Here is a 22,349-nt window from a genome sequence, read left to right on the forward strand (position 1 = left end):
ATAATTATTTGTCCAACTTTTGGGGGGCAGTACACATTTTGAACCGCTTTTTCTTATTTATCGCCCTTGTTACGAATCACAAAGCCTGTTTGCTTTTCACTTGAAGTATTGCGTGGTTTTTTATTATCCTTACGGTAACGTTTTTCCTTATCAAAACGATCATTGCCACGACTTCCTTTTTTGAAATCATCACGACGACCACCACGACGGTTGTCTCCACGGCGATTATCACGACGGTCATCTCCACGACGACCTCCCTTACCTTTACCACCGAAGCCATTACCTGATGGTTTAAATGGCAGTGGTTTTTCACGTGCAATCTCCACTTCAGGAAGACTATCTGGGTCTTGAACAGTCAGACTCAAGATATACATTGCCAATTCTTCTGGAGTAAATTCGGCAACTAGCTTACGAGCATCCTTACCAAATTTCTCAAAATTGGCACGGATAGTCTCATCTGCAAAATCACGCTCGATTTTCTTAAGAGCTACGTGTTTTTTAGCTTGGAAGGCTTCTTCTGCACTTGCAGGTTTGAGACCTTTCATGCGTTTCTTAGTCAAGTTTTCAATGATTTGGAGGTAGCCCATTTCATTTGGTGATACGAAAGTAATAGACTGACCTGACTTACCAGCACGACCTGTACGACCGATACGGTGAACATAACTTTCAGGATCTTGTGGAATATCGTAGTTATAGACATGGGTCACACCTGAAATATCCAAGCCACGCGCTGCAACGTCCGTCGCAACTAGAACATCCAGATTACCGTTTTTAAAATCACGAAGGACACGAAGACGTTTGTTTTGGTCCAAATCACCATGAATTCCTTCTGCACGGAAGCCACGGATTTTCAAACCACGAGTCAATTCATCTACACGACGTTTTGTACGACCAAATACGATAGCAAGTTCTGGTTGTTCCACATCCATGAGACGAGTCATGGTATCAAATTTTTCTTGCTCTTTAACTCGGATATAGTATTGGTCAACCAATTCTGTTGTCAATTCCTTAGCCGCAATCTTCACATGCTCAGGTTCTTTCATAAACTGAACACCGATACGTTTGATGGCATCTGGCATAGTTGCTGAGAAAAGTAAGGTTTGACGGTTTTCAGGGACACGAGAAATGATAGCTTCGATATCTTCAAGGAAGCCCATGTTGAGCATTTCATCCGCTTCGTCAAGAATAAGAGTTTCAATATCTTGTAATTTCAAGGCCTTGCGTTTAATCAAGTCCAAAAGGCGACCAGGTGTTCCCACCACGATATGGGCACCAGATTTAAGAGCCTTAATTTGTTTTTCAATGCTTGATCCACCATATACTGAGCGAACCTTGACTCCCTTACTGCGACCAAAGCGGAAGAGTTCTTCTTGACTTTGGACAGCGAGTTCACGAGTTGGAGCGATGACCAAGGCTTGAATGGTCGCTTCTTCTGTACGAATTTTTTCAAGAGTAGGCAAGCCAAAGGCTGCAGTTTTTCCTGTACCAGTCTGAGCTTGACCGATAACGTCCTTACCTTCAAGGGCCAAAGGAATAGTTTGTTCTTGGATCGGACTGGCTTCTACAAAACCAGCTTTTTCAATCTCTGCTAGCAAATCAGCAGACAAGTTTAATTCATTAAATTTCACGTTATTCTTCTTTCTAAAGGTGGTGCGAAGCCACCCTATAGGGCTTAGTTTATACTTTTCTTTTTATGACGTATTTTCATATACTGGATATAAAATCGTGTTGCTTCTTTTCCACAAAAGAAAAGTACTGTTTTCTTTGCAACCTATCTAGTATAACACAAGAACAGAGCAAAAGATAGCCCAATCCATCGATAAACTCATGTAAACGATTTTTCAGAGAAAATAAGGATGAAATTTCCACTATTTCATAAACTTTTTTAAAGCGTAGCAGAATTGTGCAAAAGTTTTTTTCTTGTGCTAGAATGAAATTCGAATAGGAGGAACTCTAAATGTTAACTTATGATTTAATCGTTATCGGATTTGGTAAAGCTGGTAAAACACTAGCTGGTAAATTGGCTTCAGCTGGTAAAAAAGTTGCCCTCATTGAACGTAGCAAAGCTATGTACGGTGGAACTTGTATCAACATTGGTTGTATCCCAACTAAAACTTTGCTAGTTGCTGCTGAGAAAGACTTGTCTTTTGAAGAAGTGATTGCTACCAAAAACACTATCACTAGTCGCCTCAACGGTAAAAACTATGCAACTGTTGCTGGTACAGGCGTGGATATCTTTGATGCGGAAGCTCACTTCCTTTCAAATAAAGTCATCGAAATCCAAGCTGGTGATGAAAAGAAAGAACTGACTGCTGAAACAATCGTCATCAACACTGGTGCTGTTTCAAACGTCTTGCCAATCCCTGGACTTGCTACAAGCAAAAATGTCTTTGACTCAACAGGTATCCAAAATTTGGACAAATTGCCTGAAAAACTTGGTGTCCTTGGTGGCGGAAACATCGGTCTTGAATTTGCCGGCCTTTACAATAAACTAGGAAGCAAGGTTACAGTCCTAGATGCCTTGGATACTTTCCTTCCTCGTGCAGAACCTTCCATCGCAGCTCTTGCTAAACAATACATGGAAGAAGACGGTATTGAATTGCTTCAAAATATCCGTACTACTGAAATTAAAAACGATGGTGACCAAGTCCTTGTCGTAACTGAAAATGAAACTTACCGTTTCGATGCCCTTCTCTACGCAACTGGACGCAAACCAAATGTAGAACCACTTCAACTTGAAAATACAGATATTGAACTAACTGAACGTGGTGCTATTAAAGTAGACAAACATTGTCAAACAAACGTTCCTGGTGTCTTTGCAGTTGGAGATGTCAACGGTGGCCTTCAATTTACTTACATTTCACTTGATGACTTCCGTGTTGTTTACAGCTACCTTGCTGGAGATGGCAGCTACACACTTGAAGACCGTCTCAATGTACCAAACACAATGTTTATCACACCTGCACTTTCACAAGTTGGTTTGACTGAAAGCCAAGCAGCTGATTTGAAACTTCCATACGCCGTTAAGGAAATTCCTGTTGCAGCAATGCCTCGTGGTCACGTAAATGGAGACCTTCGTGGAGCTTTCAAAGCTGTGGTTAATACTGAAACAAAAGAAATTCTTGGAGCAAGCATCTTCTCAGAAGGATCTCAAGAAATCATCAACATCATCACTGTTGCTATGGACAACAAGATTCCTTACACTTACTTCACAAAACAAATCTTCACTCACCCAACCTTGGCTGAGAACTTGAATGACTTGTTTGCGATTTAAGTTGAGATTTAATCGTATCGAACAGCCCTCTTTGGGCTGTTTTTACTTCTGCGAAATCTCAAATCTGTCTTTTCCCTCTTTTATGATATAATAGAAACATGAAATTAAAAACTACTTTGGGCCTTCTTGCTGGGCGTTCTTCCCACTTCGTTTTAAGTCGTCTTGGCCGTGGAAGTACGCTTCCAGGAAAACTTGCCCTTCAATTTGATAAAGATATTTTACAAAACCTAGCTAAGAACTATGAAATTGTCGTAGTCACTGGAACCAACGGAAAAACCCTGACAACTGCCCTCACTGTCGGCATTTTAAAAGAGGTTTATGGTCAGGTTCTTACCAACCCAAGCGGTGCCAACATGATTACAGGGATTGCGACAACCTTCTTAACAGCCAAATCTTCAAAAACTGGGAAAAATATTGCCGTCTTAGAAATCGACGAGGCCAGTCTATCTCGTATCTGTGACTATATCCAGCCAAGCCTTTTTGTCATCACGAATATCTTCCGTGACCAGATGGACCGCTATGGTGAGATTTACACAACTTACAAGATGATTTTGGATGCCATTCGTAAGGTGCCTACTGCCACTGTTCTCCTTAATGGAGACAGTCCACTTTTCTACAAGCCAGCTATTCCAAATCCTGTAGAATATTTTGGTTTTGACTTGGAGAAAGGTCCAGCCCAGCTGGCTCACTATAATACCGAAGGAATCCTCTGCCCTGACTGCCAAGGAATCCTCAAATATGAGCATAATACCTATGCAAACTTGGGTGCCTATATCTGTGAAGGCTGCGGATGTAAACGTCCTGATCTCGACTATCGCTTGACAGAACTAGTTGAGTTGACCAACAATCGCTCTCGCTTTGTCATTGACGGACAAGAATACGGTATCCAAATCGGTGGACTCTACAATATCTACAACGCCCTAGCTGCGGTTGCCATCGCCCGTTTCCTTGGTGCAGATTCACAACTAATCAAGCAAGGATTTGATAAGAGTCGTGCTGTATTTGGACGCCAAGAAACCTTCCATATAGGTGACAAGGAATGTACCCTTGTCTTGATTAAAAATCCAGTCGGTGCGACCCAAGCTATCGAAATGATTAAACTAGCTCCTTATCCATTTAGTCTATCTGTCCTCCTAAATGCCAACTATGCAGACGGAATTGATACAAGCTGGATTTGGGATGCTGATTTTGAACAAATCACTGAGATGGATATTCCAGAAATTAACGCTGGCGGTGTTCGCCACTCTGAAATCGCACGTCGCCTCCGAGTAACAGGCTATCCAGCTGAAAAAATCACTGAAACAAGCAATCTGGAACAAGTTCTTAAGACAATTGAGAATCAAAACTGCAAGCATGCCTATATCCTGGCTACCTATACTGCTATGCTTGAATTCCGCGAACTGCTGGCTAGTCGTCAGATTGTTAGAAAGGAGATGAACTAATGGTTTATACTTCACTTTCCTCAAAAGATGGCATTTATCCTTATCAGCTCAACATTGCCCACCTCTACGGTAACCTCATGAATACCTACGGGGACAATGGAAACATCCTCATGCTCAAGTATGTTGCTGAAAAACTGGGAGCCCATGTGACCGTTGACATCGTTTCTCTCCATGATGATTTTGATGAAAATCACTACGACATCGCCTTTTTCGGTGGCGGTCAAGACTTTGAACAAAGTATTATTGCAGACGACCTACCTGCCAAAAAAGAAAGCATTGACAACTACATCCAAAACGACGGTGTGGTTCTGGCTATCTGCGGTGGTTTCCAACTATTGGGTCAATATTATATTGAAGCTTCAGGAAGACGTATCGAAGGGCTAGGTGTCATGGGCCACTACACCCTCAACCAAACCAACAACCGCTTTATCGGTGACATCAAGATTCACAATGAAGATTTCGATGAAACCTACTATGGTTTTGAAAATCATCAGGGCCGTACCTTCCTCTCAGATGATCAAAAACCACTGGGACAGGTTGTCTATGGAAATGGAAATAACGAAGAAAAGGTCGGCGAAGGGGTTCATTATAAGAATGTCTTTGGATCCTACTTCCACGGGCCTATCCTCTCTCGCAATGCCAATCTAGCTTATCGCCTAGTCACTACAGCCCTCAAGAAGAAATATGGTCAGGACATCCAACTCCCTGCCTATGAAGACATTCTCAGCCAAGAAATCGCTGAGGAATACAGCGACGTCAAAAGCAAGGCTGACTTTTCTTAAACCAAGAAAAACCATATCAAAGAACTCCGTTATCTTGTCGGAGTTTTTTTGTCTTTTCTTTTACCCTTCTTCCTTGCATTTTCTCTCTTTTTTTGCCAAAATAGAGGGGTAGAAAGAAGGTAGCATATGTCTAAATTACAACAAATCGTAACATATCTTGAATCAGAAAAACTAGACGTCGCTGTCGTATCTGACCCCGTCACAATCAATTACCTCACTGGTTTTTACAGTGATCCCCATGAACGCCAAATGTTCCTTTTTGTCCTAGCGGATCAGGAACCCCTCCTCTTTGTCCCAGCCCTTGAGGTTGAGCGTGCTACTAGCACTGTTTCCTTCCCAGTTGTGGGCTATGTAGATTCTGAAAATCCATGGCAAAAAATGAAACATGCTCTTCCACAACTTGACTTCAAACGTGTCGCTGTTGAGTTTGACAATCTTATCTTGACCAAATACCATGGCTTGAAAACCGTTTTTGAAACTGCTGAGTTTGACAACCTCACTCCTCGCATCCAACGCATGCGCCTCATCAAATCAGCTGACGAAGTGCAAAAAATGATGGTTGCAGGTCTCTATGCTGATAAAGCTGTAAAAGTTGGTTTTGATAATATTTCTCTTGATAAGACAGAGACAGATATCATCGCCCAAATCGACTTTGCCATGAAACGTGAAGGTTATGAAATGAGTTTTGATACCATGGTCTTGACTGGTGATAATGCTGCAAATCCACACGGTATTCCAGCAGCAAACAAGGTTGAAAATGACGCCCTTCTCCTCTTTGACCTTGGTGTTCTAGTCAACGGCTATGCTTCAGATATGACTCGTACGGTCGCTGTCGGCAAACCTGACCAATTCAAGAAAGACATTTACAACCTGACTCTTGAAGCCCAACAAGCTGCTCTTGACTTTATCAAACCAGGTGTGACTGCCCATGAAGTGGACCGCGCTGCCCGTGAGGTCATCGAAAAAGCTGGTTACGGTGAGTACTTCAACCACCGTCTTGGTCACGGTATCGGTATGGATGTCCACGAATTCCCATCTATCATGGAAGGAAACGACATGGTCATCGAAGAAGGCATGTGCTTCTCTGTTGAACCAGGGATCTATATCCCTGGTAAAGTCGGTGTCCGTATTGAAGACTGCGGTGTTGTTACCAAGGATGACTTCGACCTCTTTACAAGCACCAGCAAAGACTTGCTTTATTTTGATTAATATTCTTTGAAAATCTTCCCACAATAAAACGCATAGTATCAAGCTTTCAACACCTGATACTATGCGTTTTTCTTATTTGAGAGACTTTTGACTCAGCCTCTTTACTTAATCTTCTTGATACTTTGACTAAGGATAAATCCTACAATCATCCCTACCATATTTTGCATGAAATTTGGTAAGATTTCTGGTAGGGCTGCAGCCCAGCCATTCATCAAAGTAGAACCCAAGGCGTAACCCCCTACCATGGCAATCGTTGCTAAGATAAGGCCTAACCACTGAGTTTTTCCTTTAAATCCTGCGAAAAATCCCTGCAAGCCATGGTTGACCAAGCTAAAGAACATCCACTGAGGATAGCCTGATAAGAGGTCAATCAAGAAACCTGCTAGTCCTCCGACTACAGCCCCTTCGCGACTACCAAAGTAGAAGGCCGTAAAGAAGACACCCGCATCTAAAAGAGTTAGAATGCCTGTCGGTGTTGGAATTTTTAAGAAATAACCTAAAACCACAGAGAGGGCGGTTAATAGGGATACAAGGGCGATTTTAGTTGTTTTGGTTTGCTTCATATTGTCTTACTCCATACTGATCTGCTTGTGCGATGGCACGGTAAACGAAAGCCTTAGAGCTTTCTACTGCTGCTAAAAGTTCATCACCTTTAACCAAGTTACTGGCAATGCTTGAGGCAAAGGTACAACCTGCACCAGCATTTTGCCCTTGGATAACAGGATTTTCTAGGACTGTAAAGTTTTGTCCATCATAAAAGACATCCACAGCCTTGTCCTGACTAAGGCGATTGCCTCCCTTGATAATGACTGCTGGCGCTCCTAAGTCATGCAATTTCTGAGCTGCAGTTTTCATGTCTTCCAAGGTTTTAATTTCCTGACCTGCCAATAATTCTGCTTCAGGAAGATTAGGCGTAATCACACTGACATAAGGGAAGAAGCGAATCAATTCTTGGCAGAGTTCACTTACAGCTACGTCGTGTGTTTCCTTGCAAACCAAGACAGGATCCAGAACCACAGGCACTCCTGGGCGTTGTTTGATAAAGTCCAAAGCCTTCTCAGCCACACTGACAGTAGGAAGAAGACCAATCTTAATTCCCCTAAACTCCACATCACGCAAGCTATCTAATTCATGTTGAAAAATGGCATCGTCAGTTGGAAAGACTTCAAAGCCCTTTTCCGTCAAGGCTGTCAAGCAAGTCACTGCTACAAAGCCATGCAAGCCGTTCAAGTTATAGGTAGCCAAATCAGCTGACAGGCCACCACCACTAAAAATATCATTCCCAGAAAGTGCTAAAATACGATTATTCTTCATAACGAATCTCCTTTAAATACAAACCATTAGGTGCTGCAGTGGGACCTGCAAGTTGCCTGTCCTTTTTCTCCAAGATGAGGTCAATCTGCTCTACTGGCATGCGGTTATTGCCGATTTTGAGCAGTGTCCCCACCATATTGCGAATCTGCTTATACAAGAAACCATTTCCTGAAAAGGTGAAGGTCAAAAACTGACCTGTCTCATCAACTGTTAAACTAGCTTCTGTGATGGTGCGAACCTTATCCTCTACACTAGTCCCAGAGGCTGTAAAACCTGTAAAATCGTGGGTCCCTTCTAATTTCTTGACAGCCTCCTGCATCCGCTCCACATCAAGCGGATAAGGAAAGTGAGTGGCATAGTGACGGCGCATAGGATTCTTGGGACGGCCCCTATCCACAATAAACTCATAGGTTTTGCTGTGCTTGGCATAACGGCAATGAAAATCATCTGCTACAAGCTCAATCGAAATCACATCAATATCTTCAGGGGACTGGGTGTCCAAAGCAAAACGGAGCTTTTCCTCATCCATCTGATATGGCAGGTCAAAATGAAGCACCTGTCCCAAAGCATGAACCCCACTATCTGTCCTACCAGCACCGTGAACAGTAATCGCCTGCCCTTTATTTAACCTGGTCAAGGTTTTTTCAATTTCTTCCTGAACGCTACGCGCATGGGGCTGGCGCTGAAAGCCAGCAAAGGCATAACCATCATAGGAAATAGTTGCTTTATATCTTGTCATAACTTCTATTTTATCAAGAAAATAATCTGTAAACAAGGGTCTAAAATAAATATTGTCTGGGTACAAAAATCCCGAAAGAAAAACTTAGGAAACCAATCCTAAGCTCTCTTTTGAAGTAGGTACATGACAAAGATAGAGGTTACAATCAACCACCCTCCTAAGATACTAAAGACCAACATACCATTGTGAGTTAGTAAGCCAATTGCACCTAGAACAAATGGGGTCGTAAAGGCTCCGAAACTACAGCCTAATACAGCAAATGAAGTTGCTTGATTGAGGAGTTTAGCTGGAATTCGTTCAGAGACAAGTTGAAAGACAGTCGTCAAGGCTACACTGTAGGCAAAACCAGCTAGAATACTCCCTGCCACTACCACCCACAAGGATGGAGACAAAGCAATTACAATTTGCCCTAAGCCGAAGGTAATACCAGACCAGAGGAGCAGTTTCTCTTTAAAAATAGAAATCAAGAAAGAGAAACTCACACCAGCCACAATCCCGATCAACTGCATGACACTAAGAACAAAACTAGATAACTGGGCATCTCCAAGTCCTCTTTCCACCATCAAACTTGGAATACGAATTGTAATAGCTGTATTGGTACAAACTACAACCGCCGCTTCGATAGCTAGGATAAAAATCAAGCCTTTCATTTCCCGAGTTAAGCGACTTGCTTCCTTCTCCTTTTTCTTGACTTCTTTCTTTTCCTTTCCATAAGGGACAAAGAGCAAATAAAGGATCAGCACCAAAAATCCAGCACTATATGCTAGGAAGGTAGCTGTCCAACCCAAGGCCAACAACTGACCGACTGCCAAGGTGATGAGAGAAGCCCCAACGACCTCTGCAGAACCGCGTAGCCCTAACATCTGAATTCGCGTTTTTCCTTGATAGCGTTCACTGATAATGGAAATAGCCTTGGCATTAATCATCCCAACACCTAAACCAAAAAGAATCCTTGTTCCAAAGACAAAGGGGTAGGCTTGATACCAAAATGGGGCCGTCCCACTCAGTGATAAAATCAGCAATCCCAAACTAATCTGTAAGCGCTCAGGAAATATTTTTTCTAAGATGCCATTTAGTAGTAACATAATCATGATCCCGAAGGAAGGCAAGCTCGCCAAAAGCTCAATTTGTTCCTTAGGGTAGCCTTGATAATAGTCAAACATGGCTGGCAGAGCACTCGAGATGGAAAAGGATGTAATCAAAACGAGGGAGAGAGCCAAAATACTGGCCCGTTCTAAAAATTGTTTCATGAAATCTCTTTCTATATTTCTCTTAATCTTCTACTTTTTTGATAGTTATCAAACAGGCAAGAAAAGAAGAAGCCTCTTTATTGTATAGACTCCTTCTTAAACTCGAAAATGAATCCCTTGTGTCTTAGGATGACTTTCTCTTGATTTGCTTGATTAAGTAGAAGATAAATCCTGCCACCATATAGGCAACAAATATAATCAGACACCACTTGAACACGACATCCCACCCCTTGTTCACATTCAAAAAGAAGTAAGGGAAGGGACTGACCTTAGAATTAGGAACATCAAGTTTCAGTACCAAGCCATTAAAAAGAGCAAAAATCATATAAAGTAAGGGTAAAATTGTCCACACAACTGGATCCCAGATTTTGTATTGACCCTGTTTGTCAAAAAAGAGGGTATCTGCTAAAAACCAGAGGGGAACGATATAGTGGCAAAGGAAATTTTCTAGAGTATAGAAATTAGTCGCAATAGGCGCTAATAGGAAATGGTAAATCACACAGGTAATCATGATACTCATGGTGACCCCACCTTTTAAGCGCAAGAGGCTTGGCCTTTGCCAGTTTTCACCTAAACGGCTCATAACCTTTAGGAGATAGAGCGTAAAAATCGCGACTAAAAGGTTGGACAGAACAGTGTAATAGAGAAGCATCCCAAATCCACCATGCTTGGCGATTTCAAGATAAACTCCCGTAAAAGCCGCTAGAAACAAGAAGATACGGCTATAAAATACAAGTTTGTAGTGCTTTGACATGATTAAATTTTCTTCACAAACTCTGATTTGAGTTTCATGGCACCGAAGCCATCGATTTTACAGTCGATATTGTGGTCGCCTTCTACGATGCGGATATTTTTCACGCGCGTCCCTTGTTTCAAATCTTTTGGCGCACCTTTTACTTTCAAATCCTTGATGAGAGTTACTGTATCACCGTCAGCCAATTTATTTCCGTTGGCATCGATAGCAACAAGGCCCTCTTCTACATCTGCAACTTCAGCAGGATTCCACTCATAAGCACACTCTGGGCAAACCAGTAGGGCACCGTCTTCGTAGACATACTCTGAGTTACATTTTGGGCAATTTGGTAGGTTGTTCATGGTTTCTCCTTATCATCATTCACTATTCTTTGAAAATCAAAATTTCTCGAACAGCAACTATTATACCTTAAAATCAGCATTTTGACAAATGAGTCGCTGGAGAAGCAAAGAAAAAATCATGTAACTTTGTCTGCTACATGATTTTTAAAAGATAGTTTATCATGAGTAGTGATACAGAAACTCATGATAGAAAGGGATGCATTTTTCTTACAAACCAGGTGCTTGTCCAAGTTCTGCCGCAATCATCCAAACTGTTTTCTCAAGTTCAGCCTTAGCACCAACAAAGATATCGTTTGTAACATCATCGCCTTCTTCGTCAGTCACATCCAAAGCTTTTTGGAAAAGAGTGATGAGGTAGCGATAAATAGCTAGAACACGTTCCAAGCTTTCTTCAACGTTACGGAATTCTCCTTCTTCTTCTTCGATTTCACTGTGTTGAAGGAATTCTGTCAAAGTAGAGAATGGGCTTCCCCCAAGTGTGATCAAGCGTTCGCTGATTTCATCCAAGTGACCATCAAGAGCATCCATGTACTCATCCATTTTTGGATGCCATACAAGGAAACCACGACCACGCATGTACCAGTGTACTTGGTGCAAAGCTACATGGGCTACATACAAATCAGCAACAGCTTGGTTCAAGACTTCCTTTGTTTTTGCCAATGCTACTGGTGCTGCTTTTGTCAATGATGTTACGTCTTTTACTGCTTCTTTTTTCAATTCTACCATTTTATTTTACCTCATTCATTATTATTTGTAACCACTTCTTAATGATTACTACCTTAGTATACTACTAAGGAAAACCAAAAGCAAGCCAAATGACTCACATGAGAAAAGTTGCAATAGACTGATAATTTAAGAAAAGTTTAGTTAGTTCTGATTAGCTTACTTTATCAGATTTACTTGAAAATTGGCTTTGGTAAAGTTCATAATAAAAGCCTTTTGCTTGGAGTAAGCTTTCGTAATTTCCCTGCTCAATAACCTGTCCATCCTTAAGAACGAGAATCTTATTTGCTTCTTGAATGGTCTAGAGACAGTGGGCGATGACAAATCTAGTCCTTCCTTTCATCAACCGTTTCATAGCTTTTTGAATTAAAAGTTCCAAATGGGTATCAACAGAGGAAATCGCTTCATTCAAAATAAGAATTTTAGAATTGTCTATGAGAGCACTCGAGATGATCAACAATTGTTTTTGCCTGAGGGAAATATTACTGGAGTCTTGGTTCATCTCCATGTTATAACCACCAGGAAGAGTTCGGATAAAGTTGTCTACATTTTCTGCTTTGGTAGCAAAAAAGAAAGGACTAAATGTGTCCTTTCTCGATTTTAGCTTTTCTTCAATCCAATAATGTTGATAAAGAGTCGATTATTTTACAAAGTCAAGCAATGCCAAGAAGCTTTCAGCTTCAAGTGACGCACCACCAACAAGGGCACCGTCAACGTCTGGGCAAGCCATGTATGAAGCAACGTTTTCAGGTTTAACAGAACCACCGTATTGAACACGAACTTTGTCCGCAACTTCTTGACCGAAGTCAGCAACTACAACGTCACGAACAACTTTACACATTTTTTGTGCGTCGTCTTGTGAAGCTGATTTACCAGTACCGATAGCCCAGATTGGCTCATAAGCGATAACTGAGGCAGCAACTTGTTCAGCAGTCAATCCAGCCAATGCAGCAGATACTTGAGCACCTACAAACTCAGCAGCTTTACCAGCTTCGTAAGTTTCAAGTGACTCACCACAACAGATGATTGGAAGCATACCGTTTGCAAAGATTGCTTTTGCTTTTTTGTTGATATCTTCGTCAGTTTCATGGAAGTAGTCACGACGTTCTGAGTGACCGATAACAACGTAATCAGTACCGATTTCTTTCAAAACTTGTGGGCTAGTTTCACCAGTGAAAGCACCTGCATTTTCAAAGTAGCAGTTTTGAGCAGCGACTTTAAGGTTTGAACCTTTTGCAGCAGCAAGAACAGTTGTCAAATCAAGAGCTGGAGCTGCGATACCTGCTTCAACAAGATCTGATGAAGGAAGTTTTGATGCAACTGCTTCAACGAATGCTTTAGCTTCTTCTGGATTTTTGTTCATTTTCCAGTTACCAGCGATAAATGGTTTACGTGACATTTCACATACCTCTTTTTTCAATTTATTTTCTATTTATTTTATCACAATTAGACATAGCTTGCAAATCTTACTCGGATTTCAATCCTGCTTACATGGATTAATCCTTCCAGAGATCCATAGCATTTCTGAAATCTGCAGATACCTGTGTCAACTGAGGATTGCCTGCTTCTCTCTCTGCCCGTTTGGCCTCTATTTGAGCCACACTTTTAATGCCTTCATGGCGCCAATTTCTCAAAATCGCCTGAATGTACTTCCAGTTTTGTTTTCCATTCAAAACCGCTTCACGAAGAGCTTCCTTAATCAAGTCAGCACTGGTTCCATCTTCCTTAAGAGTCTTGGTCAAATCCTCAATCTCAAATGGAGTCAACAAGCGCCCTAATTCCTGCTGGAAGGTTTCCACCAAATCTTTGAGCTGGTTTTGAGGTGTCAACTGGTCTGAACTTGAATGAGCTGCTCCAAGCAAATTATCCAAACGTTCCAAAGCCAAACTAGCATCAAAAAGCAATTCGATTTCACCATTCAATTCGATGGTTCGATACTGAAGCAGTCCCCTCTCCGTCAAATTGGAAATAGCCTGATTGACTTCCGAAATTTCCTTGCCAATCCTTTCAGCAATCTGGCTTGGGGACATTTCTTCTAAGCCTGTTGTATTTTGCAAATAGAAAAATTGCCAAACCAGAAAATCGTCGCTGGAAGGAAAGAGTTCCTTAAAATGCAAGAGCAGGGCACTCGGTAAAACCAAGTTCCCTGATTTAAAAGCGTCTAAATATGTCATAATTCCTCTTATAAATACCCAAATGCAGATGCATCATCTTCTATTTTTTTCCAGTCAAAAGGGGTTTCCTGATAGACTGCATAATTCACCCAGTTACTGAAAAAGAGAGCTGCAGATGAAGACCAACAAAGACAAGGTGTCTGGTTGACATCATCATCCTTAAAGTAATTTTCTGGAATATGTGGATTTAAACCTGCGTCACGATCCCTAAAATACTCTTTTGCCAAGGTATCACGGTCATATTCCAAATGCCCAAAACTATAAATTTCTCGTAAATCACGACTAGCCAAAATCGAAACTCCAACCTGAGGACCCTCTGATAAAATCTCGAGATTGGTTTTGTTTAAGACCTCTTCCTTAGAAATCTCCGTGTGCCGTGAATGAGGGGAAACATAGCTATCGTCAAAGCCTCTAAAGAGAAGGTGACCTTCCTTTAAGGTGTCCTGAGGATAGATACCTGATAACTTATTGTCCATCTGGTATTTTTCAACCCCATAACGCAGATAGAGTCCCGCCTGAGCACCCCAACAGATATGAAGGGTCGAATAGACATGGGTCTTGGACCACTCAAGCACCTGACTGAATTCCTCCCAATAGTCCACTTCCTCAAATGGTAAATGCTCAACTGGAGCACCCGTGATAATCATCCCATCAAAATACTCGTCCTTAACCTCTGGAAAAGTTTTATAGAAGGTCTCCATGTGCTCTGAACGAGTTGTCTTAGAACGATGGCTTTCCATATAAAGAAAATCAATATCCAGTTGCAGGGGTGTATTCGCCAAATGGCGCAACAACTGGGTCTCTGTGACCATTTTCTGTGGCATGAGATTTAAAATTAAAATCTTCAAAGGACGGATATCTTGGTGGGCCGCACGTTGATCATCCATGACAAAGATGTTCTCTGTCCGTAAAATCTCAACAGCTGGTAATTTTTTATCAATTCGAATCGGCATAACCCTCTCCTAACTGTAATTTTCAGGAATCATTGCATATGTTTGAAACTCTTCGAAAATCAAATTCAAACCGCGTCAACGTTGCCTTGCCGTACTCAAGTACAGACTGCGGCTAGTTTCCTAGTTTGCTCTTTGATTTTCATTGAGTATAAAACTAAATCTCAAACACCTAGTCCTTTTATTATACTGCAAGAAGATATAGTTTTCAATTATACTTTTTCTCTAACTAGCTATAGTCTATTTTTATATCCTAATGTAGAGAAAACAGCCCTAGGGACTGTTTTTCATTAATAATGCATAAGAACCTTGTAATCGTAGTCACCGATTTTTTCACGGCCGTTCAATTCATCCAATTCAACAAGGAAGGCACAACCTGCTACAACACCACCAAGTTTTTCAATCATCTCGATGGTTGCCTTAACAGTTCCACCTGTTGCCAAGAGGTCATCCACGATAAGAACACGTTGACCTGGCTTGATGGCATCAGCATGCATAGTCAAGGTATCAACACCGTATTCTTTTTCGTAGTCAGCAGAAATAACTTCGCGTGGCAATTTACCTGGTTTACGAACAGGTGCAAAACCAATTCCCAACTCAAAGGCAACTGGACAGCCCACGATAAAACCACGAGCTTCAGGACCTACAATCATGTCAATTTTCTTGTCAGTCGCATACTGAACGATTTCACGAACAGCATAGCTGTAAGCATTCCCATCAGCCATCAAAGGACTGATATCACGGAAGGTAATCCCTTCCTTTGGATAATTTTCAATTGTTGCAATGTAATCTTTTAAATTCATCTTTTTCTTTCTTTCAAAGTTTTTTACTCTCTATTATAGCATATTTTTTAAGAAAGAAAAAAGGAAAAGTTAACTTCAATAATTATCTAACAATTTGACGATTTATGACTAGCCATAGCAATAAATCCCAAGTTCTTTTTATTCTTATTAAACATTTTATACATAGTTAAAAACTGCTTTCTATTCTCCTTTTTACAAGCATTTACACAAATTTTCAAAGTTCCTAGCCAACCTTCGTCATAAATCATACCTGATAATTTCATTAATGTCATTTCACCAGTCAATACTTTCACATCACAATAACCTGATTCTATCATCACCTCTTCCCAACCATCTTGAGTTAAAGGACCCACATTTACATGAATTGCTTGTGACAGTTCCTGTCTGACAGACTCTTTAGCTTCCTTAAGAAGCACATCATGTGTCAAAAGAAGACCTTCAGGCTTTAAAACCCTTAAATACTCCATTACACATTTTTTCTTAGCTTGATCGGCTTGCATAGTCAGCATAGCTTCATTTATAACAATATCAAAACTAGCATCTTCATAAGGAAGTTTCATTGCATTTGCTCTTTCAAACCTAATCAAATGACCAACACCTGCCGTTTCAGCAGATTTTTTAGCCACTTCTAAGGCTTGTCCATCCATATCAACAGCAGTTATCTTACAACCAAAACGCTGTGCCAACTCAATTGCTGTAGTTCCCCTATTACACGCAACCTCTAATATTCTCTTTTCTTTTGAAAATCCTCCTTCCGCAATTAACCAATCTGTGGCACGTTTTCCACCTGGACGTAAGCGTTTTTTCCCCAGTTTTGCTAAAAACTTATGACCTGCTTCTGACATTTGAACACCTCTATTTTTTCTCCATTATAACATAAAATGATATTGTCTGACAATTCTAATCTATTATTTGATAAACTAGAATCAAACGCATACAGTCTGCCATGATTATAGCATAAATCTATTAATTAACTCTCTAGTTCGAATTCAATTGCTCATGTAGTTTACGCATATCGGTTACGACTACATATTTGTACTTTAGAGTTGCTGGCCTCCTTATCCACTATATACGCTTTACTATCACGTGCCTATTCATATAACCAAGATTTCTCTATCTCTTTCTCTGCCGATTCTTATTTCCAACGTCAGACTTAAACAGTCTATCCTAATGCTGTTCGAACAGCTACTCACAATAGTCAGGCTTGGGATTCACTTTTGGGTTTACTAGTATACGGTACCCACAGAGGACTTACACTTCAGATGAACGGAATGCCCGTTGTACCTAAAAAAACGAGCACTTTCGTACTCGTTCTCTGATATAAACTACTGATTAAAGTGAGTTTACGTCAACTTTGATACCAACACCTTGAGTAGTTGTGATAGTCAAGTTTGTTACGTAAGTTCCTTTAGCTGTAGCTGGTTTTGCTTTTTGGATTGTTTCGTTGAAAGCTTTGAAGTTTTCAACCAATTTTTCAGCTTCAAATGATACTTTACCGATGATTGCTTGAACGTTACCTGCACGGTCAGCACGGTAAGTGATTTTACCACCTTTAGACTCTTCAACTGCTTTAGCAACATCCATTGTTACAGTACCAGTTTTAGGGTTTGGCATCAAGTTACGTGGTCCAAGGACACGTCCAAGACGTCCAACAAGAGCCATCATGTCAGGTGTAGCGATAACTACGTCGAAGTCCAACCAACCGTCGTTGATTTTAGCAACAAGGTCATCTTCACCAACAAAGTCTGCACCAGCAGCTTTTGCTTCTTCAGCTTTTGCACCACGTGCGAAAACAAGAACGCGTGAAGTTTTACCAGTACCGTTTGGCAATACCATTGCTCCACGGATTTGTTGGTCAGCTTTTTTAACGTCGATGTTCAAGTTGTAAGCAACTTCTACAGTTGCGTCAAATTTTGCAAAGTTAGTTTCTTTTGCAAGTGCTACAGCTTCTTCTACGCTGTATGCTTTTGTGCTGTCGATTTTCTCAAGAGCAGCACGAAGTTGTTTGCTTTTTTTAGCCATTTTCTATTCTCCTTGTAAGTGGTTCAATCGATTTTCATCTCCCACGTCACTTCTCGAAATGATGAAGTCTTGCGGGTTTTCAATCTATTATTTTCCTTTTCCTACGTCGTTAAGTTCCCTTGCTGTACCCAAGTACAAGCATCAGTCACTTGCCTAGTATGAAAAGCAACTAATAGACTGCTGTGAGATTTTCTACTGTGTTATTGATTAGTCAACAACAGTGAATCCCATAGAACGAGCAGTACCTTCAATCATACGCATTGCAGACTCTACGTTTGCTGCGTTCAAATCTGGCATCTTAGTTTCTGCAATTTCTTGTACTTGTGCACGAGTAACTGTAGCAACTTTAGTTTTGTTAGGTGTACCTGATCCTTTTTCAACACCTGCAGCTTTTTTCAAAAGAACAGCAGCTGGTGGTGTTTTAGTGATGAAAGTAAATGATTTATCTTCGTAAACTGAGATAACAACTGGAATGATCATACCAGCTTGGTCAGCTGTACGAGCGTTGAACTCTTTTGTGAATCCCATGATGTTGATACCAGCTTGACCAAGAGCAGGTCCAACCGGTGGAGCTGGTGTAGCTTTACCAGCAGGGATTTGCAATTTTACAAGTTTTTCGACTTTTTTAGCCATTTTAAAATCCTCCTTTGTGGTTTTGGCGGTAATTAGAGATTTTTACCTCCCACAAGTATGTTTTTCACATACCCATCTATTATACACTATTTATCTGGAATTGCAAGAGAAAAGTTTATTTTTTAATCGACGTAATCTCCACCTTCAAAGCCGAAATACTCTTCCAAACTGAGGCCACTAGCTGCAATCTCTTTAGCCTCTTTTCCGACATAACGAAGGTGCCATTCCTCAGCCATATAGCCTGTTTCCTTTTCCTTACCTTTAAGATAACGGACAACAAAACCATAATCAGCCGCATGGTCCAAGAGCCATTGGGCCGCTTTTTCTTCTGTCACCAAATCACCATTTGTCCCAATCACATCAAAGGCCAAGCCTGTCTGGTGCTCGCTATAGCCAGGGCGGGCAGAGTAACGGTCTGCTGCAGCCTTTCCATCTTTATTGACATAATCTTGATAGAGCTTAGTCTGAGTCTCGTAACTTCTAAAACCACTGTATTGATCACTAATTGGGAAGCCTGCCTCTTGCATCGCTTTGATGAGTTTGACCAACTCAGCCTTGGCTGTTGGATTTTCCCCTGGATTGTAGTCTTTAGATAATGGATAGTGTTTATTTGCTACGATAATTTCATCGTATTTCCCTTGAATACTGTAGTAGTCACCTTTATTAACCACTTCTGCTTTTTTCTGGGTGGCTTCTTGAGTCTTATTTCCGACTGTTCCATCAGCTTTAGCTGTTTGTTCTGTCTTAGCTGCTCCATCTTCATTTTTTGCTTTTTCTTGTGAACAAGCTGCTAGACTCAAGGCTAGCAAGGCTGTCAAGACAAGGTATCTTTTTTTCATTTCTACTCCTTTATTTCTAATAGGTTGTCTACTTCTGGCGATAAACGTTTGACTAATCTTTTCATCTCATCCGGTTTTGCTTGGTAGGTCTCTGCTGTCATTTCTTCAAAGGGAACCCACCATACTGGACCACGTCCCTTGAGACCATGGCCATTCATATCACCTCTTCTTCTAGGAAACAGATGCCAGTGGATATGTGCATCACCATTTCCTAGCAGTTCGATATTCATTTTCTCGGCAGTAAAGGCCTTGGCAACTGCCTCTTGGACTAAACTCATTTCCTCTAGAAAACGGATTCTAGTTTCCTTCTCTAAATGATGCAATTCGGTGACGTGTTCCTTGGCTAGAAAGAGACTATAGCCTGCAAAATACTGGTGATCTCCAATCACAAGATAGCCTGTTTCTAGTTCTCTCACAAAGTAGGGATTTTCCCCAGCTTTAATGAGCTCAATTCTCTGGCAAATCAAACACATATTAGTCTACCAATATGCTCTTAAGATAAGCATCAACCATACGTTCCGTTGCGACCACCGAGTCAATATGAGTGCGCTCATATGAGTGGCTAGACTCGATACCAGCACCGAGAAGGGCGTGTTTGACTTCTGCCCCTGCAGACATAGCTGCTGAAGCGTCCGAACCATAAAATGGATAGATATCCAGCTTAAATGGAATATCTTGCTCTTTAGCCAAAGCAACCAAGTGTTGACGGAAGTCGTAGTGATAAGGTCCAGAAGCATCCTTGACACAGATAGACACTGTATATTCGTCTGTTTGCTGGTCATCTCCCATAGCTCCCATATCCACAGCCAGATATTCTACTACCTGAGCAGGAATGTTAGAATTAGCACCATGCCCCACTTCTTCAAAGACTGAAAAAGCAAAATGAGTTGTTACGGGCAATTCAATCTTCTCTTCCTTATAAATACGAAGCAGGTTAAGCAAGATCGCTGCGCTGACCTTATCATCCAAATGACGAGACTTGATAAAACCTGTCTCTGTCACGACAGTTCGTGGATCAAAGCTGATAAAATCACCGACCTCAATCCCCAAGGCACGAGTTTCTTTTTCATTGGTCACTTTTACATCCAAACGCACTTCCATATTGTCCTGCGTGCGTTCTGCAGTTCCTGCATCCTTATAGACATGGCAAGAAGTCTGGTGGATGAGGATGGTTCCTGATACTTTTTCACCTGTGCTAGCCACATGAACGGTACAGTTTTCTCCTTCAATCATGTTCCAAGGGAAACCACCGATACGGTCCATTTTGAGACGGCCATCTGATTTGACAGCACGGACAATAGCACCCAGCGTATCCACATGGGCAGTCACATAGCGATGCTCCTCATCATTTTGACCTTTGATGGTCACATTGACACCACCCTTAGCTGTGCGAACCGGCTGGTAACCAAAACCTTCTAGAGTCTTGACTAAATAGTCCGAAACCTCCCGAGTGAAGCCTGTTGGCGACGCAATGGCTGTCAGTTCTTTGATATATTCTACTGTTTGATTCATTTCTTCACCTCTTTTGCTACCTATTATAACATTTTTCTAGTCAGACTCCTTCTCAAAAGGAGAAAAACTGTGTTTAGTTGCTTTCACTATAGATCCATGTTATAATACAAATACTTTGATTATGAAAGGAAAGTAACAAATATGAAATCATACTTTAAAGTATCGCTAGCCCTTGTGGCTTCACTTGTCCTCCTGCTCGGATGTTCCAAACAAGCATCAACACCTGCAAACAGCAGTTCTAAAGAAGACACAACAACTCAGTCAAGTGAGAGCAAACAAAGCACTGAGCAATCTTCTGAGAAGAAAGAAACAGCCAAGACACATACTTTTGTCAACAAAAGCAATCCTGGAATCACTTCTACCTTGGTTTATACTGTAGAAGGCGACAATGTTACCAAGCAAACCGGTCAGAATGTTGCAGATCCTGAAATCCTTGGTGCAACTCCAGAAGAGGTCAAGAGTACACTCGAGGATACCTATAAAGGTTATTACGGGTTAAAAGGTGTTAAACAAACCATTGAAATCAAAGATGGAAAAGTTGTTCAAGATCTCGAAGTTGATTACTCAACTGCAAGCCTTGACGAACTTAGAAAAGCACTCCCTGAAGAATATCCTGGTATTGGAAATCGTGTCAGTTTCTCAATCACTAAAAATGGACTAGAGACACTGGGATTCACTGAAAAGACAAACTAATCCCCTAAAATTTCATATAGACTAGTGTAGGTCCACCCCAAAAGTTAGACACAACTCTGACTCTTGGGGTATTTTTTTATAGTCCTGACCGATGAGTCCAATAGCCCCCTCTCAGTCCCATAAAAAGTGCATTTAAAACTTCATACACTTATAAAGCCATACGATAAAAGTTCTTTGAAATAGATAGAGATAAAACTTTAATTGTCAGACTAGTTTCTATTCGTTGTCAGGCCATATGAGAGGGGAGGTCTAGTTGATTTTGTAGTAGAATCATGTTATAATACAAAATACTTTGATTATGAAAGAAAAAGACATGAACAAATATTTTAAAATGACTCTTTGTATAGCTCTACCATTAGCTATCTTATTGGGATGTTCAAAACAACCAACAACCTCATCAACTAGCTCAGCAAAAAGTGAAACTACTCAGGTAGAATCTACTAGCCAGCAAGCTACAGAAAACAAATCTGAAGTAAAAACTGTGACCTTTGTAAATGATACTCGTACTGGCTTTAATTCTACTTTAACCTACACTGTAGATGGAGACAAAGTATTGAAACAATCAGGTCATAATGTCTATGATCCAAAGGCTCTTGATACTACTGCTGAAACTCTTAAAGCATTTGTTGAAAAAACTTATAAAGGATATCAAGGCCTCAAAGGTGTTACTCATAGCATCAAAATCAAAGATGGAAAGGTCGTTCAAGATGCTGAAGTCGACTTCACAGTCGCAAGTATTGACGAACTTAGAAAAGCCTTACCAGAAGAATACTCAGGCGTAGGTAACTATGTTAGCTTTGCTGCTTCTAAGAAAATGTTAAAAGATCTTGGATATACTGAAAAAACTAACTAAGTGTCTTTTACAAAAATAAAAAAACCTCGGCTTATGCCAAGG

24 protein-coding genes and 1 pseudogene are annotated in these 22,349 nt (G+C 40.9%); 6 read left to right on the plus strand and 19 right to left on the minus strand.

Annotated elements, in window-relative coordinates; translation table 11 throughout:
* Window positions 1-53: 53 nt before the first annotated feature.
* The gene (locus tag HMPREF2628_RS06040) at window positions 54-1,628 is read right to left on the minus strand and encodes a degradosome RNA helicase CshA (RefSeq protein ID WP_070842628.1); all 1,575 of its coding nucleotides are present in this window, start codon (window positions 1,626-1,628) and stop codon (window positions 54-56) included.
* Between the two features lie 329 nt (window positions 1,629-1,957).
* Here HMPREF2628_RS06040 and HMPREF2628_RS06045 point away from each other — a divergent pair, with 329 nt between their 5' ends.
* The 4 genes from HMPREF2628_RS06045 (at window position 1,958) to HMPREF2628_RS06060 (ending at window position 6,707) form a co-directional block, all read left to right on the plus strand.
* Entirely contained in the window at window positions 1,958-3,274 is a 1,317-nt protein-coding gene (locus HMPREF2628_RS06045; protein ID WP_023946246.1) for an FAD-containing oxidoreductase, read from the plus strand.
* 98 nt (window positions 3,275-3,372) lie between these two features.
* Entirely contained in the window at window positions 3,373-4,716 is a 1,344-nt protein-coding gene (gene murT / locus HMPREF2628_RS06050; protein WP_070842629.1) for a lipid II isoglutaminyl synthase subunit MurT, read from the plus strand.
* Window positions 4,716-5,498, plus strand: a complete 783-nt coding sequence (gene gatD / locus HMPREF2628_RS06055; RefSeq protein WP_070842630.1) for a lipid II isoglutaminyl synthase subunit GatD — start codon at window positions 4,716-4,718, stop codon at window positions 5,496-5,498. Before murT ends, gatD begins: the two co-directional genes overlap by 1 nt.
* A gap of 126 nt (window positions 5,499-5,624) precedes the next feature.
* Window positions 5,625-6,707 carry a M24 family metallopeptidase gene (locus tag HMPREF2628_RS06060; protein WP_070842631.1) on the plus strand — a complete coding sequence of 361 codons (1,083 nt, stop codon included), beginning with the start codon at window positions 5,625-5,627 and terminating at the stop codon, window positions 6,705-6,707.
* A gap of 101 nt (window positions 6,708-6,808) precedes the next feature.
* Here the strand turns inward: HMPREF2628_RS06060 and HMPREF2628_RS06065 are convergent, their stop codons facing one another.
* The 18 genes and pseudogenes from HMPREF2628_RS06065 to HMPREF2628_RS06150 all read right to left on the minus strand — a co-directional run bounded on the left by HMPREF2628_RS06065 (window position 6,809) and on the right by HMPREF2628_RS06150 (window position 20,761).
* Complete coding sequence (locus HMPREF2628_RS06065) at window positions 6,809-7,270, minus strand: ECF transporter S component (RefSeq protein ID WP_000814989.1); 462 nt, start codon at window positions 7,268-7,270, stop codon at window positions 6,809-6,811.
* The gene (locus HMPREF2628_RS06070) at window positions 7,248-8,021 is read right to left on the minus strand and encodes a bifunctional hydroxymethylpyrimidine kinase/phosphomethylpyrimidine kinase (RefSeq protein ID WP_070842632.1); all 774 of its coding nucleotides are present in this window, start codon (window positions 8,019-8,021) and stop codon (window positions 7,248-7,250) included. Before HMPREF2628_RS06070 ends, HMPREF2628_RS06065 begins: the two co-directional genes overlap by 23 nt.
* Window positions 8,011-8,760, minus strand: coding sequence for a tRNA pseudouridine(38-40) synthase TruA (gene truA, locus HMPREF2628_RS06075; protein WP_070842633.1), 750 nt, complete (start codon window positions 8,758-8,760; stop codon window positions 8,011-8,013). Before truA ends, HMPREF2628_RS06070 begins: the two co-directional genes overlap by 11 nt.
* A 98-nt stretch (window positions 8,761-8,858) precedes the next feature.
* Window positions 8,859-10,010, minus strand: coding sequence for an MFS transporter (locus HMPREF2628_RS06080; protein WP_070842634.1), 1,152 nt, complete (start codon window positions 10,008-10,010; stop codon window positions 8,859-8,861).
* Window positions 10,011-10,134: 124 nt separating this feature from the next.
* Window positions 10,135-10,764: a Pr6Pr family membrane protein gene (locus HMPREF2628_RS06085; RefSeq protein WP_070842635.1), complete on the minus strand. Its 630-nt coding sequence runs from the start codon at window positions 10,762-10,764 to the stop codon at window positions 10,135-10,137.
* A gap of 2 nt (window positions 10,765-10,766) precedes the next feature.
* Window positions 10,767-11,105 carry a zinc ribbon domain-containing protein YjdM gene (locus HMPREF2628_RS06090; protein ID WP_001061596.1) on the minus strand — a complete coding sequence of 113 codons (339 nt, stop codon included), beginning with the start codon at window positions 11,103-11,105 and terminating at the stop codon, window positions 10,767-10,769.
* A gap of 207 nt (window positions 11,106-11,312) precedes the next feature.
* A complete protein-coding gene (locus HMPREF2628_RS06095) occupies window positions 11,313-11,831 on the minus strand; it encodes a Dps family protein (RefSeq protein ID WP_070842636.1) in 519 nt (172 codons plus the stop codon).
* Between the two features lie 151 nt (window positions 11,832-11,982).
* Window positions 11,983-12,393 (minus strand): annotated as a pseudogene (locus tag HMPREF2628_RS11125) (ABC transporter ATP-binding protein); the annotation flags it as partial.
* Between the two features lie 75 nt (window positions 12,394-12,468).
* Window positions 12,469-13,227, minus strand: coding sequence for a triose-phosphate isomerase (gene tpiA, locus HMPREF2628_RS06105; protein ID WP_070842638.1), 759 nt, complete (start codon window positions 13,225-13,227; stop codon window positions 12,469-12,471).
* Window positions 13,228-13,324: 97 nt separating this feature from the next.
* Window positions 13,325-14,002: a DnaD domain-containing protein gene (locus HMPREF2628_RS06110; protein WP_070842639.1), complete on the minus strand. Its 678-nt coding sequence runs from the start codon at window positions 14,000-14,002 to the stop codon at window positions 13,325-13,327.
* Window positions 14,003-14,010: 8 nt separating this feature from the next.
* Complete coding sequence (gene metA / locus HMPREF2628_RS06115) at window positions 14,011-14,955, minus strand: homoserine O-acetyltransferase MetA (protein ID WP_070842640.1); 945 nt, start codon at window positions 14,953-14,955, stop codon at window positions 14,011-14,013.
* Between the two features lie 287 nt (window positions 14,956-15,242).
* The gene (locus HMPREF2628_RS06120; RefSeq protein ID WP_001049318.1) at window positions 15,243-15,755 is read right to left on the minus strand and encodes an adenine phosphoribosyltransferase; all 513 of its coding nucleotides are present in this window, start codon (window positions 15,753-15,755) and stop codon (window positions 15,243-15,245) included.
* An 86-nt stretch (window positions 15,756-15,841) separates the two neighbouring features.
* On the minus strand, window positions 15,842-16,600 hold the full coding sequence (locus HMPREF2628_RS06125) for a class I SAM-dependent methyltransferase (RefSeq protein ID WP_070842641.1): 759 nt from the start codon (window positions 16,598-16,600) through the stop codon (window positions 15,842-15,844).
* A 487-nt stretch (window positions 16,601-17,087) separates the two neighbouring features.
* Window positions 17,088-17,777, minus strand: coding sequence for a 50S ribosomal protein L1 (rplA, locus tag HMPREF2628_RS06130; protein WP_001085675.1), 690 nt, complete (start codon window positions 17,775-17,777; stop codon window positions 17,088-17,090).
* Between the two features lie 207 nt (window positions 17,778-17,984).
* A complete protein-coding gene (gene rplK, locus HMPREF2628_RS06135) occupies window positions 17,985-18,410 on the minus strand; it encodes a 50S ribosomal protein L11 (RefSeq protein ID WP_001085807.1) in 426 nt (141 codons plus the stop codon).
* 122 nt (window positions 18,411-18,532) lie between these two features.
* Window positions 18,533-19,249 carry an LD-carboxypeptidase LdcB/DacB gene (gene ldcB, locus HMPREF2628_RS06140; RefSeq protein WP_042750442.1) on the minus strand — a complete coding sequence of 239 codons (717 nt, stop codon included), beginning with the start codon at window positions 19,247-19,249 and terminating at the stop codon, window positions 18,533-18,535.
* Window positions 19,250-19,251: 2 nt separating this feature from the next.
* Window positions 19,252-19,722, minus strand: a complete 471-nt coding sequence (locus HMPREF2628_RS06145; protein ID WP_070842642.1) for an HIT family protein — start codon at window positions 19,720-19,722, stop codon at window positions 19,252-19,254.
* Between the two features lies 1 nt (window position 19,723).
* Window positions 19,724-20,761, minus strand: a complete 1,038-nt coding sequence (locus HMPREF2628_RS06150) for a M42 family metallopeptidase (protein ID WP_070842643.1) — start codon at window positions 20,759-20,761, stop codon at window positions 19,724-19,726.
* Between the two features lie 141 nt (window positions 20,762-20,902).
* On the opposite strand from HMPREF2628_RS06150, the gene HMPREF2628_RS06155 reads away from it, so the two are divergent.
* Both HMPREF2628_RS06155 and HMPREF2628_RS06160 read left to right on the plus strand, forming a co-directional pair.
* On the plus strand, window positions 20,903-21,454 hold the full coding sequence (locus tag HMPREF2628_RS06155) for a DUF1307 domain-containing protein (RefSeq protein WP_042750447.1): 552 nt from the start codon (window positions 20,903-20,905) through the stop codon (window positions 21,452-21,454).
* A 313-nt stretch (window positions 21,455-21,767) separates the two neighbouring features.
* Entirely contained in the window at window positions 21,768-22,307 is a 540-nt protein-coding gene (locus tag HMPREF2628_RS06160) for a DUF1307 domain-containing protein (RefSeq protein ID WP_070842644.1), read from the plus strand.
* Window positions 22,308-22,349 lie beyond the last annotated feature (42 nt).

Source organism: Streptococcus sp. HMSC063B03, from assembly GCF_001836965.1.
Lineage (GTDB): Bacteria > Bacillota > Bacilli > Lactobacillales > Streptococcaceae > Streptococcus > Streptococcus pneumoniae_F.